Origin of the sequence: Undibacterium sp. FT79W (assembly GCF_014284215.1) — a bacterium.
Lineage (GTDB): Bacteria > Pseudomonadota > Gammaproteobacteria > Burkholderiales > Burkholderiaceae_D > Undibacterium > Undibacterium aquatile.
The window spans coordinates 215,133-227,490 of record NZ_JACOGB010000002.1 but is presented as its reverse complement, the minus strand read 5'-3'; the positions used below and the strand labels follow the sequence as shown (position 1 = coordinate 227,490).

Below are 12,358 nucleotides of genomic sequence, written 5' to 3'. Positions count from 1 at the left end.
CAGATGGAAATCTATGCAAAAAAATACGATCGACCGCAAGTTAAATGTCGCCGCACACGAAGACGCTGAAATCACTCCCGAAGAGTATCTGGATAATGCTGAGACAGGTATTGTTTTGGATGTCGAAGTAAGTGACGATGTTGATGAGCCCAATGGGCGCGAAGTCGATCCCATTTCTTTAATTGTCGCGCCTATTGACGAGCTCAAGACTGTATTAGCGAGTGAATTATCTACTGACACTACCCAGTATTACCTGAATCAAATTGGTACTCGCCCCTTATTTAACTCTGCGGAGGAGTTGCATTTTGCGACGCTGGCAAAACAAGGAGATTTCGACGCCAGACAGAAAATGATAGAGCACAATCTCAGACTGGTTGTCTCGATTGCCAAGCATTACATTAATCGCGGTGTTGCTCTGCTCGATATGATAGAGGAGGGGAATCTCGGTTTAATGCATGCAATTGACAAATTCGAGCCTGAGCGTGGTTTTCGTTTCTCTACCTACGCAACCTGGTGGATACGTCAAAGTATAGAGCGGGCAATTATGAATCAGGCGCGAACCATCCGCTTACCAGTTCATGTGGTTCGTGAGCTGAATCAGATTCTCCGGGCAAAGTATCACCTTGAGTCACGTCAGAGTGATGGCCGCGAGGCAAAAGCTGAGGATATCGGATTGCTGGTCGATCGGCCAGCGGATGAGGTGCAGGATATTCTTGCGTTGTCTGAACATGCAACTTCTCTTGATATGCCTTTGGATAATGACCCGCAATCTAGCTTGATGGATTTGTTGCCAGGCGATAGTGATACGGCTCCTGATGCTCTGGCTGAGCATCATGAAATGACCATCCTTGTCAGAGACTGGCTTTCGCGGCTGTCCGATAAGCAGCGTATAGTCGTTATCCGGCGTTTTGGGCTGGATAATGATGATCCGGCCACTCTGGAAGCTCTGGCTGATGAAATGGGTATCACAAGAGAACGTGTTCGTCAGATTCAGCAAGAAGCCTTGATTAAGTTGAAGCGCTCATTTGCATCGCGCGGACTGGGTCGGGATTCTTTGCTGTGACGGGTATTCGTTCTGGATATTCTGCACTTTAGTTGTTTATTGCTAGGGTAGAGTCTCTCACTTCTTTTATAATTCCGCTTTTGAAATCGATCATTAACATGGCGCAGCTGTTTTTCGCGCCGACATTCCCATGAATAAAATTGAAATACGTGCTTTTGATATGGACGCGCGTGGCGTCGGGCATTTGCAAAACGAAGATGGTACGCAAGGTAAAGTAATTTTTGTCGAGGGTGCGTTGCCAGGTGAGACGGTTACTTTTAGTAGCTATAAAAAGAAGCCAAGCTGGGAAGTGGCGACGCTGACGGATGTCGTTCACGCGTCTTCTCAACGTATTCAGCCTAAGTGCGATTTTTTTGGCACTTGCGGCGGATGCTCGATGCAGCATCTGGAGCCGGATGCGCAGGTGGCGATGAAACAACGCATTCTGGAAGATAATCTCTGGCATATCGGAAAAGTAAAAGCTGAGACAATGCTGCGCCCAATTTATGGACCCACCTGGGGATATAGGTACCGTGCCAGATTATCGGTTCGTCATGTCATCAAAAAAAATAAGGTGCTGGTTGGTTTTCACGAAAAAAAATCCCGCTATGTGGCGGATATGGAAACCTGTCAGATATTGCCACCACATGTTTCTGCAATGCTGGTGCCGTTGCGCTCACTGATTGCCTCGTTGTCGATTATTGAATCCTTGCCGCAAATTGAATTGGCGATAGGCGAGGGTGTGACCGCAATGGTGCTGCGCATCATGGAGCCGCTGACTCCGGACGATGAGGTGAAGTTAAAAGCGTTTGCAGATCAGCATAGTGTTCAATGGTGGTTGCAGACGAAAGGACCGGATACTGCTGCGCCTTACTACCCAGCGGAAAGTGATTTGCATTATTTGCTGCCAGAATTTGGCGTTAAGATGCCTTTCAAGCCGACAGATTTTACCCAGGTGAATCATCATATTAATCGCGTATTGGTGGCACGCGCTTTGCGTTTATTGGATGTGCAGAAAGACGAGCGTATTGCGGATCTTTTTTGTGGGTTAGGTAATTTCACGCTGCCGATAGCAACGATGGCAAGAGAAGTGGTTGGCATTGAAGGTAGTACTGCACTGACTGAGCGCGCTCTTGAAAATGCAATACATAATGGCTTGGCGGAGAAAACCTCGTTCAGTACGCGGAACTTGTTTGAGGTGACGGCGGACGATTTGATTGACTTGGGCAAGTTTGATCGCTTCCTGATTGATCCGCCGCGTGACGGTGCCATGGCCCTTTGTCAGGCCTTGATTGATTTGACCGAGAAAAAACCTGAATTAAAACCGAAACGACTTGTCTATGTTTCGTGTAGTCCATCCACGCTGGCCCGGGATGCAGGTATGCTGGTAGGAAATGCAGGGTACAGGCTGAGTTATGCTGGCGTGGTGAACATGTTCCCGCATACTTCGCATGTCGAATCGATGGCAGTATTTGATCTGATTAACTAAGTCAGATTGCGTTGACGTGAAGCATTTGGCTTTGGCTTACTCTAAAGACATGTTCTGCCAAGTGTTTCATGCTAAAATCGAAGGTTAGATGAATTCTTGAGTTTTTGTCTTAACCCTTTCTTTTTATTGGAGTTTTTGATGGCTATCGAACGTACATTGTCTATTATTAAACCTGACGCAGTTGCGAAAAACGTAATTGGTCAAATTGTCAGCCGTTTTGAAAACGCAGGTCTGAAAGTTGTTGCTGCTCGTCTGACTCAATTGTCCCGCGCTGAAGCAGAAGGCTTTTATGCTGTTCATGCAGCACGTCCATTCTTCAAAGATCTGGTTGATTTCATGATCTCCGGCCCTGTATTCGTGCAAGTTCTGGAAGGTGAAGGCGCGATTTTGAAAAACCGTGATCTGATGGGTGCAACTGATCCTAAGAAAGCAGAAAAAGGTACTATTCGTGCTGATTTCGCTGAGTCTATCGATGCAAATGCAGTGCACGGTTCTGATGCTGCTGAAACAGCTGCAGTTGAAATCGCTTACTTTTTCCCAGCATTAAACGTGTATTCACGTTAATTTGAAGTAGATTGATTAGTAATTAGAAATTATCTCCCTGCGCCACAAAATGTTGTGGTGCGGGGTGTAAGAAAGAAAAACGCATGACGGTACTCATTAATTTATTGGATTTAGATCCTGCGCAGCTCACTGCATATTGCGGCGAGCTGGGTGAGAAGCCGTTCCGTGCAAAGCAGTTGCAACGCTGGATTCATCAGTTTGGCGCGAGTACGTTTGACGAGATGACTGATCTTGCGAAGTCTTTGCGAGAAAAGTTGGCAACCAGAGCGGTTATCGCTGCTCCCTCAGTAATTAGTGATCACACTTCTTCTGATGGTACCCGTAAGTGGTTGGTTGATGTAGGGCAGGGGAATGCTGTTGAAACAGTGTTTATTCCTGAAGAGAATCGTGGAACCTTGTGTATCTCGACGCAAGCGGGATGTGCGGTGAATTGCCGCTTTTGTTCCACTGGTAAGCAAGGATTTAATCGTAATCTGACCGTTGGAGAAATCATCGGTCAGTTATGGATGGCAGAGTTTGAGTTAAGAAAAACTAAAGGCGTAATTCCTGGTCCAAAAGGTGAGCGTCAGATCACGAATGTGGTGATGATGGGGATGGGGGAGCCGCTGTTAAACTTTGAACCAACGGTCGCCGCGTTGCGTTTGATGCTGGATGACAATGCGTATGGCTTGTCCCGTCGGCGTGTTACGGTGTCGACCAGTGGTGTTGTTCCTATGATGGATAAGTTGTCGCAGGAGTGCCCGGTTGCACTGGCAGTTTCTTTGCATGCCTCGAATGACGTGCTGCGCGACAGTTTGATACCGTTAAATAAAAAATACCCGTTAAGTGAGTTGATGGCGGCGTGCAAACGTTATCTGGAATTTGCGCCGAGAGATTTCATCACCTTTGAATATTGCATGTTGGATGGCGTCAATGATACGGATCAGCATGCACGGGAGCTGATTCAATTGGTTAAAAATGTGCCTTGTAAGTTTAATCTGATTCCGTTTAATCCATTTCCGGAGTCGGGGCTGAAGCGTTCTGCCAATCCACGGATTAAAGCATTTGCGCAGGTGTTGATGGATGCCGGTATCGTCACAACGACACGTAAAACGCGGGGCGATGATATTGATGCAGCATGTGGTCAGTTAGCGGGTGATGTAAAGGACAGGACGCGTGTGCAGGAGCGCATGCAAAAAATGGCGGAATATCAAAAGAAGTTTGGCGAAAATTTTGGCAAGATCGTGGAGATCACACAGTGAAAATTTTTGAATTTGGCTCTCGTGCAAAACAGGTATTGCTCCTTTCTCTGGTTTTGTCTGTTTCTGCTTGTGCGTCCAGGCATTTGGATGCGCGTGTCGACGAGTCCGCTGTTTCAGCGGAAAAGCTTGAACTGCAGAAGCGTGCATCCATCAGGATGCAATTGGCTGTTGGCTATTATCAGCAAGGACAGCACAAAGTTGCACTGGAAGAGATCAGACAGGCGTTATTGATTTATCCGGATATGGTTGATGCCTACGCTGTTCGTGCCGTTATTTTTATGGATACAGGTGAAAAGCAACTGGCGGAAGATAATTTTTTGCAGGCACTGAAGCTATCTCCTGGTAATGTCGATGTGGAGAATAATTATGGCTGGTTTCTTTGTCAGAATAGTCGCGAAAAGCAGGGCTTGGCTTATCTTGATCGCGTTATAAATAATCCTGCATATGCCAATTTAGGCAAAACTTATAACAATGCGGGTCTTTGTAGTCTGAGGATGAAGGACTCGCCTCGCGCTGAGAAATATTTCATCGAGGGGTTTAAGCAAGATCCCTCAAATCCGGGTATTAATGCAAATCTCGCCAAAATTCTGTATGACCGTGGTGAATATGGTCAGGCTCGTTTTTACATCAACAGAGTAATTAAGTTTGATGTATTAACTGCAGATGTTTTGTGGCTTGCAATTAAAATTGAAAAGCGACTCGGCGATGAGGCTGCAATGACTGGCTATGCGACGCAATTGCGTCGACGTCATCCGGGTTCGCGTGAATTTGGCCTTTTGCAGCGGGGATCTTTTGATGAGTGATGTGGGATTGAGTCCAGCGTCAGAGGTGCTGCCTTCTGGAGGTGAGTCTAAGCCTGTGCTAAGTGTTGTTCAGACTGCCGGTGGGCTGTTATCTGCAGCCCGCACTTTGGCCGGTCTGAGCGTTGAGCAGGTAGCTGGACAGCTTAAATTGTCTCCTCGTCAGATTATTGCGTTAGAAAATAATGCTTTTGAACAGTTGCCAAAGTTAGTGATTGTGCGGGGATTTGTACGTTCCTACGCTAAGCTGCTTAAACTGGATCCTGCCGAGCTTATCGCTTGTTTGCCTGATGAGCAAACCGGGCAAGCGCTGGATGCTGGTCTGCAACCTACGCTGGCAACCCCTTTTCAGGAATCGCGCTCGCCATTTTTGGGAAGAAGTGAAAATAATAATCGCAAATATTTGATAGCAGCCGCCTTTTTTGCGATGGCTGCATTGTTATTTGTGTCGTATCAATATGTCGAACAATCCTCTTATGTGAAGGCCTTTTTCACGAGACCATCTGTTCAGGTTGATGCTCTGTCTGTTTCGGCAAGTTCTGTAGATGCAGTTTCTGCATCTGTGCCCGTTGTTGAAAAAATCAATTCTGTTTCAGCTCCGTCTTCTGCGGTTGCCGAGATTACCAAAAGTGCGGATGCTGAACGCAGTGAGCCGGCTAAAACCTTAGTCGAAGTGACATCTGCCAGTCATTCCGCTGCTGCTGTAGCTACATCCAATACAGCTGAGAATACGCCTTTGGTTCAACCTGTTGCTGCAGGTAATGATAAGTTGCGGCTGAGGTTTCGCCAGGATTCATGGGTGCAGGTTAAAAAAGAAAATGGCACAGTTCTCACTTCACATTTGGCAAAAGCGGGGACTGAAGAAGTGTTTGAGGTGAAAGAAACCTTGCAACTGAGACTGGGCAACGCCGCGGGTGTTGATGCGTCGCTTCGTGGTAATCCAATGGATATCACAACAGGCAAAGACTCGAATGTCGTTAATTTGATTGTCAAGTAAATATGGAGTCTCTTTTGTCCGAAATTTTGTCTGGTCCTCGCCAGAGGCGTTTCAGCCGTGCGGCAAGCATCGTCTACGGAAAGCGCAAAGTTGTAATCGGTGGTGAAGCGCCAGTTGTTGTGCAATCAATGACAAATACGGATACTGCCGATGTAATTGCGACTGCAATTCAGATCAAGGATCTGGCGCGGGCTGGTTCTGAGTTGGTGCGTATCACTGTCAATAATCCTGAGGCGGCTGCAGCGGTTCCGGCTATTCGCGAACAACTCGACAAAATGGAGGTTGACGTTCCGCTGGTCGGTGATTTTCATTATAACGGCCATACCTTGCTACAGGATTTTCCTGATTGCGCGCAAGCCTTGTCGAAGTATCGGATTAATCCGGGTAATGTAGGTCAGGGGGCAAAGCGGGAATCTCAGTTTGCTCAGATGATAGAGTTGGCTTGCCGCTATGATAAACCGGTTCGTATCGGTGTTAACTGGGGGAGTCTGGATCAAACCCTGTTGGCAAGAGTTATGGATGAGAATGCTCGCCGTTCCGTACCTTGGACTGCGCAATCTGTCATGTATGAAGCGTTGATTACGTCTGCGATAGAAAATGCGCAGCGCGCAGAGGAACTGGGGCTGGCTGGGGATAAAATTATCTTATCGTGCAAGGTTTCTGGTGTGCAGGATTTGATCGCGGTGTACCGTGAACTTTCGACTCGCTGCGAATATCCTTTGCACTTGGGTTTAACCGAGGCAGGAATGGGGAGTAAAGGGATCGTTGCTTCCACCGCTGCGCTCTCGGTATTGTTGCAAGAGGGGATTGGCGACACCATACGTATATCGTTGACTCCCGAGCCTGGAGGAGACCGTTGCCGTGAGGTGATTGTAGGTCAGGAAATTTTGCAGACCATGGGGTTGCGAAAATTCACGCCGATGGTGATTGCTTGTCCTGGTTGTGGTCGCACGACTTCCACGGTATTTCAGGAATTGGCAGACGATATTCAGACTTTCTTGCGTGAGCAGATGCCTGCCTGGAAGAAGCAGTACCCTGGCGTTGAGAGTATGAATGTTGCTGTCATGGGATGTATCGTGAATGGTCCTGGTGAGTCAAAACACGCAAATATCGGTATTAGTCTTCCGGGTACAGGTGAGTCGCCAGCTGCACCAGTGTTTATTGATGGTGTAAAAGCGATGACATTGCGTGGAGATAGAATTGCTGAAGAATTTCAGGCAATTGTGCTGAACTATGTCGCAAAGCGTTATGCACCAACAGTAGTTGATTAATTGAACTGAGTTTCTTATGTCAGAAAATAAAAAAATAGAAAAAATAGTCGGTGTTAAGGGAATGAATGATTTGCTCCCTGACGATTCCGCACTCTGGGAGCTATTCGAAAATACGGTTCACTCAGTATTAAAGAGCTATGGATTTCAACAGGTTCGTACACCGATAGTTGAGCCAACTCCGCTGTTTGCCCGCGGACTTGGTGAGGTGACAGATATCGTCGAAAAAGAAATGTATTCATTTGAAGACTCGATGAATGGCGATAAGCTGACGTTGCGCCCAGAAGGAACTGCGGGTGTGGTGCGTGCAGCAATTGAGCACAATCTTGTTTATGATGGCCCGAAGCGCCTTTGGTATGCGGGCCCTATGTTCCGCCATGAAAAGCCTCAGCGTGGACGCTATCGTCAGTTTCATCAGGTAGGTGCTGAGGCCTTGGGTTTTAGTGGGCCGGATATTGATGCTGAATTGATTATGTTGTGTCAGCGGCTCTGGGATGATCTCGGTTTGCAGAATGTGCGCCTTGAGTTAAATTCGATCGGTGATGCAAACGAGCGAAATTTGCACCGTGCAGCGTTAATCAGTTATTTTGAGAATCACTCTGATATTCTCGATGCAGAAGCGAAGCGTCGCTTACATAGCAATCCACTGCGGATACTTGATACAAAAAATCCAGCGATGCAAGAAATGGTCAATGCTGCGCCAAAACTGTTGGATTATCTCGGTGCTGAGTCGCTGGCTCACTTTGATGGAGTACAAAAAATACTGCGTCACAACAGTATTCCGTTCACGATTAATCCGCGTCTTGTGAGAGGTATGGATTATTACAATCGCACTGTTTTTGAGTGGGTGACAGACGAGTTGGGGTCTCAGGGAACAGTGTGTGCTGGTGGACGCTATGATACTTTATTCTTAACTTTTGGTGGAAAGCCAACGCCTGCTTGTGGTTTTGCAATGGGGATTGAGCGACTGATTGAATTGATGAAGGTTGCTGGTGATGTTCATCAGCCCTCCTTGTGTGATGTTTATCTGGTTCACCAAACTGACGAGGGGCAAATGCAGTCCTTGGTTCTTGGCGAGCGATTACGCGATGCCGGGCTTGATGTTGTGCTACATTGCGCAACCGCGACCGGGGTTGGTAGTTTTAAATCGCAAATGAAGAAGGCAGATGCCAGTGGTTGCGCATACGCGGTGATTATTGGTGAAGACGAGGTTGCCAATAACAATGTCAGTATAAAATCCATGCGATCCGATATTGCTGAAAATAATCAAATCAGTGTTCCGTTTGATGCTGCGGTAGATTATCTGGTTGATCAGATCGCAGGCACTGGTGATGACAGCTCTTGCTGCGATGACCCGAATCATATTCATATTAACCATTAATCTTATAAAAACATGGCATACGATCTCGAAGAACAAGAGCAACTCGCAACACTGAAAGCAACATGGAAGCAATATGGTAATTTGATTACCTGGGTTTTGATCATCGCGCTTGCTGCCTATGCAGGATGGGTGCAATGGAATAACTATCAAACGAATCAGGCGGGGCAAGCCTCACAGTTATATGAAGAGTTGCAGAAGTCTGTAACAGCAAAAGATGCGGCAAAGATTCAGCGCGCTGTGGGTGACTTAAAAGAGAAGTTTCCTGCGACGTCATACGCTTCGATGGCCGCATTGGTGTCAGCTAAAACATCGTTTGATGCAAATGATTTGAAGTCTGCTAAAAGTCAGCTCCAGTGGGTAATTGACTCTGGTAAAGGCGACGAGTACAAGGCTTTAGCGAAGATACGTCTGGCTGGTATTTTGTTGGATGAGAAATTATTTGATGAAGCGTTGAAACAGTTGTCAGGTGAATTTCCAGCTGAGCTGCAAGCAGATGTTGCTGACAGAAAAGGCGATATTTTCGTTGCGCAGGCTAAATTGGATGATGCTCGAAAGTCCTACCAGGTCGCATTGGACAAGGCGATGGAAAAAAATTCAGTAAAACAATTAATTCAAATTAAATTGGATGCGATTGGTGGATCTGTTGAGTCAGTAAGCAAATAACAGGAGTGTTTATGCATTTTTCTGCCAAAATAATTTCGGCGGCTGCATTGTGTGTTTTGGCAGGATGTTCTTCTTGGAACCCATTCGCCTCAAAATCTGAAAAAAATGTACCGGCAGCATTGTTAGAGATAAAACCGACTCTTTCTGTTAAGCAGTTATGGTCCGTTCAGGTCGGTTCGTCTCAAAATTACGTGTTCTCTCCGGCAATTGTTGGGCAGCAGCTCTATGTTGCTGCCGCTGACGGAACTTTGTTGAAGATTGATGCGGCCAGTGGTCGCGCAGACTGGCGTATTAACGCTGGCGTGCGTTTGACGGGCGGTGTCGGAGCAAATGCCAGAACGGTCGTCGTTGCAGGTGATAAGGGTGGTTTGTTTGCATTCGATAATGAAGGCAAGCTGCGCTGGAAAAACCAGGATTCCACAGAAATTTTATCAGCCCCGGCGTTGTCTGATAGTTTAGTTGTTGTTCGTAGCATTGATAATAAAATTAGCGCATATGACGTTGAAACCGGTGCCCGTAAATGGGTGGTTGAGCGTACTTTGCCTGCTTTAACATTACGTGCGTTCCCAGGTTTGGTCGTTGCCGGTGATCAGGTGATCATCGCTTTGCCAGGTGGGCGTATGGCAGCTTTATCTCTCGCCAATGGCAGCTTGCGCTGGGAGGCCGTGGTTGGTGAGCCAAAAGGTGCGACTGAACTTGAGCGTGTTGCGGACGTTTCGGGATTTCCTGCGATCATTGGGCGTGATGTTTGCGCCAGTGCTTATCAGGGGCGGGTCGGTTGCTTCGATCTGAACACAGGCGCTGTTCGTTGGGTAAAGAAATTATCCAGTGAGGTTGGTGCCGGTGTCGATGAGCGCTTTGTCTTTGCTGCAGATGTTGGTGGTGCTGTGACTGCTTATAATCGTGAGTCAGGTTCTAGTGCTTGGAAAAATGATAAGCTTGCCAATCGGCGCTTGTCAGCACCTGTTTCTTTCGGTCGCTCTGTTGTCGTGGGTGATCTGGCAGGTTACGTGCATTTTCTCTCCAGAGAAGATGGTTCTTTCATCGGTAGGTTGCCTACTGATGGTAGTCAGATTTTAGCTGCGCCTGTTGTGGTTGGCTCAAATTTGATTGTTCAAACAAAATCAGGATTAGTGGTTGCTATCGCAACTGAGTAATATTAAATGAAGCCGGTTATTGCACTTATAGGTCGACCAAATGTCGGCAAATCCACGCTGTTCAATCGGCTTACCCGTTCACGTGATGCCTTGGTGGCTGATTTGCCAGGGCTTACTCGTGATCGTCATTATGGCGAGGGACGTATTGGTGAGCGACCTTTTCTGGTAATTGATACTGGTGGCTTTGAGCCAGTAGCGAAAGACGGTATCTTGCATGAGATGGCAAAGCAGACCAAGCAGGCAGTTGCTGAAGCTGATGTCATTATTTTTATCGTTGATGGACGTCAGGGTTTGACGCCGCACGACAAAACGATCACAGATTTTTTACGTAAGTCTGGACGCTCGGTGATGTTGGTTGTCAATAAAGCCGAAGGTATGAAGTATTCTTCAGTAACAGCAGATTTTTACGAGCTTGGACTTGGTGATCCGTATGTGATCTCTGCCGCTCATGGAGACGGTGTCGTTGATCTTGTAGAAGAATCGCTCGATATTGCATTTGCACAGCGACCGCCAGAATCGGAGCCAGCTGAGGATGCGGTTAAAGGTATCCGGATTGCTATTGTTGGGCGCCCGAACGTCGGTAAGTCAACCTTGGTGAACACCTTGCTTGGCGAAGATCGTGTGATTGCCTTTGATATGCCAGGGACAACGCGGGATTCAATTGAGATTCCGTTTGAGAGGGATGGTAAGCATTATTCCTTAATCGATACTGCTGGTATTCGCCGGCGCGGTAAGGTTTTTGAGGCTATTGAGAAATTTTCAGTGGTCAAAACCCTGCAATCTGTTTCTGAAGCGAACGTGGTTCTTTTATTGCTGGATGCGCAGCAGGATATTTCTGAGCAAGACGCGCATATTGCTGGGTTCATTCTCGAGTCAGGCCGAGCCTTGGTTGTCGGTGTGAATAAATGGGATGGCTTGCAAAGTGATCGGCGAGATGAAATTAAAATGGACATTGAGCGGAAGTTGAATTTCCTCACCTTTGCAAAATTCCATTTCATCTCAGCCCTGAAATCGACAGGCATCGGCCCGTTAATGAAGTCGATAGATTCTGCTTACGCTGCTGCGATGGCGAATTTATCAACGCCGAAATTGACTCGTGCTCTGATTGAGGCGGTTGAGCATCAGCAACCGAAGCGCAAAGGTTCGATCAGGCCAAAATTACGTTATGCTCACCAGGGCGGACAAAATCCGCCTATCATTGTGATTCACGGTAATGCGCTGGACGCCGTCGGTGATGTATATAAACGTTATCTGGAGAAGCATTTCAGGGAAACGTTTTCATTGGTAGGAACTCCTTTGAGAATAGAAATGCGCTCCGGTAAAAATCCGTTTGATAAAACGAAGTAATTAGTTTTCACGGTTTTGTATGACGCAGTATTTCTGCGAATTGAACTAAAAAACATTACAGATATCTGTAATTTCGGATGGATTGCTTGAAAAATACAAGATAATCCCAAACTCCTGATCACAACAACACAATGGAGCTGTCATGAGCAACAAAGGGCAACTGTTACAAGACCCGTTTCTGAACGCGCTGCGTAAAGAACATATTCCAGTATCTATCTACCTGGTGAATGGTATTAAGTTACAGGGGCATATTGAATCTTTCGATCAGTATGTCGTGTTGCTGAGAAATACCGTTACGCAAATGGTATATAAACACGCTATCTCCACTGTTGTGCCTGCGCGCGCTGTGAGTATTAATTCTGAAGCTGAGGCTGAGTAATTTTTTGGCTCCTGATAATTTGGATACATG

General features: G+C 46.8%; 12 protein-coding genes. All 12 read left to right on the top strand.

Going from position 1 to position 12,358, the window contains the following annotated elements; translation table 11 throughout:
* Positions 1-13: 13 nt before the first annotated feature.
* The 12 genes from rpoS (at position 14) to hfq (ending at position 12,328) form a co-directional block, all read left to right on the top strand.
* Positions 14-1,063, top strand: coding sequence for an RNA polymerase sigma factor RpoS (rpoS, locus tag H8K38_RS04160; protein WP_186883544.1), 1,050 nt, complete (start codon positions 14-16; stop codon positions 1,061-1,063).
* Between the two features lie 130 nt (positions 1,064-1,193).
* Positions 1,194-2,531, top strand: coding sequence for a 23S rRNA (uracil(1939)-C(5))-methyltransferase RlmD (rlmD, locus tag H8K38_RS04155; RefSeq protein ID WP_186883543.1), 1,338 nt, complete (start codon positions 1,194-1,196; stop codon positions 2,529-2,531).
* A 138-nt stretch (positions 2,532-2,669) separates the two neighbouring features.
* Positions 2,670-3,095 (top strand): nucleoside-diphosphate kinase, encoded by a 426-nt coding sequence (gene ndk, locus H8K38_RS04150; RefSeq protein ID WP_176803749.1) that lies wholly within the window; start codon positions 2,670-2,672, stop codon positions 3,093-3,095.
* 83 nt (positions 3,096-3,178) lie between these two features.
* On the top strand, positions 3,179-4,336 hold the full coding sequence (rlmN, locus tag H8K38_RS04145) for a 23S rRNA (adenine(2503)-C(2))-methyltransferase RlmN (RefSeq protein ID WP_186883542.1): 1,158 nt from the start codon (positions 3,179-3,181) through the stop codon (positions 4,334-4,336).
* Positions 4,333-5,139 carry a type IV pilus biogenesis/stability protein PilW gene (gene pilW, locus H8K38_RS04140; protein ID WP_370587051.1) on the top strand — a complete coding sequence of 269 codons (807 nt, stop codon included), beginning with the start codon at positions 4,333-4,335 and terminating at the stop codon, positions 5,137-5,139. Before rlmN ends, pilW begins: the two co-directional genes overlap by 4 nt.
* On the top strand, positions 5,132-6,133 hold the full coding sequence (locus H8K38_RS04135) for a RodZ domain-containing protein (RefSeq protein ID WP_186883541.1): 1,002 nt from the start codon (positions 5,132-5,134) through the stop codon (positions 6,131-6,133). The genes pilW and H8K38_RS04135 overlap by 8 nt, the downstream gene beginning before the upstream one ends.
* Positions 6,134-6,135: 2 nt before the next feature.
* Positions 6,136-7,404: a flavodoxin-dependent (E)-4-hydroxy-3-methylbut-2-enyl-diphosphate synthase gene (gene ispG, locus H8K38_RS04130; RefSeq protein WP_186883540.1), complete on the top strand. Its 1,269-nt coding sequence runs from the start codon at positions 6,136-6,138 to the stop codon at positions 7,402-7,404.
* Between the two features lie 16 nt (positions 7,405-7,420).
* Entirely contained in the window at positions 7,421-8,782 is a 1,362-nt protein-coding gene (hisS, locus tag H8K38_RS04125; protein WP_186883539.1) for a histidine--tRNA ligase, read from the top strand.
* 12 nt (positions 8,783-8,794) lie between these two features.
* On the top strand, positions 8,795-9,445 hold the full coding sequence (locus H8K38_RS04120; RefSeq protein ID WP_186883538.1) for a tetratricopeptide repeat protein: 651 nt from the start codon (positions 8,795-8,797) through the stop codon (positions 9,443-9,445).
* 11 nt (positions 9,446-9,456) lie between these two features.
* Positions 9,457-10,602, top strand: coding sequence for an outer membrane protein assembly factor BamB (gene bamB, locus H8K38_RS04115; RefSeq protein WP_186883537.1), 1,146 nt, complete (start codon positions 9,457-9,459; stop codon positions 10,600-10,602).
* A gap of 6 nt (positions 10,603-10,608) precedes the next feature.
* Positions 10,609-11,949: a ribosome biogenesis GTPase Der gene (der, locus tag H8K38_RS04110; RefSeq protein WP_186883536.1), complete on the top strand. Its 1,341-nt coding sequence runs from the start codon at positions 10,609-10,611 to the stop codon at positions 11,947-11,949.
* 142 nt (positions 11,950-12,091) lie between these two features.
* Positions 12,092-12,328, top strand: coding sequence for an RNA chaperone Hfq (gene hfq / locus H8K38_RS04105; RefSeq protein ID WP_186883535.1), 237 nt, complete (start codon positions 12,092-12,094; stop codon positions 12,326-12,328).
* The last annotated feature ends 30 nt before the right edge of the window (positions 12,329-12,358 follow it).

Bases quoted from the DNA above. Each gene is read 5' to 3' on its own strand.
- rpoS (WP_186883544.1), top strand. From the start codon at position 14: ATGCAAAAAAATACGATCGACCGCAAGTTAAATGTCGCCGCACACGAA.
- rlmD (WP_186883543.1), top strand. From the start codon at position 1,194: ATGAATAAAATTGAAATACGTGCTTTTGATATGGACGCGCGTGGCGTC.
- ndk (WP_176803749.1), top strand. From the start codon at position 2,670: ATGGCTATCGAACGTACATTGTCTATTATTAAACCTGACGCAGTTGCG.
- rlmN (WP_186883542.1), top strand. From the start codon at position 3,179: ATGACGGTACTCATTAATTTATTGGATTTAGATCCTGCGCAGCTCACT.
- H8K38_RS04135 (WP_186883541.1), top strand. From the start codon at position 5,132: ATGAGTGATGTGGGATTGAGTCCAGCGTCAGAGGTGCTGCCTTCTGGA.
- ispG (WP_186883540.1), top strand. From the start codon at position 6,136: ATGGAGTCTCTTTTGTCCGAAATTTTGTCTGGTCCTCGCCAGAGGCGT.
- hisS (WP_186883539.1), top strand. From the start codon at position 7,421: ATGTCAGAAAATAAAAAAATAGAAAAAATAGTCGGTGTTAAGGGAATG.
- H8K38_RS04120 (WP_186883538.1), top strand. From the start codon at position 8,795: ATGGCATACGATCTCGAAGAACAAGAGCAACTCGCAACACTGAAAGCA.
- bamB (WP_186883537.1), top strand. From the start codon at position 9,457: ATGCATTTTTCTGCCAAAATAATTTCGGCGGCTGCATTGTGTGTTTTG.
- der (WP_186883536.1), top strand. From the start codon at position 10,609: ATGAAGCCGGTTATTGCACTTATAGGTCGACCAAATGTCGGCAAATCC.
- hfq (WP_186883535.1), top strand. From the start codon at position 12,092: ATGAGCAACAAAGGGCAACTGTTACAAGACCCGTTTCTGAACGCGCTG.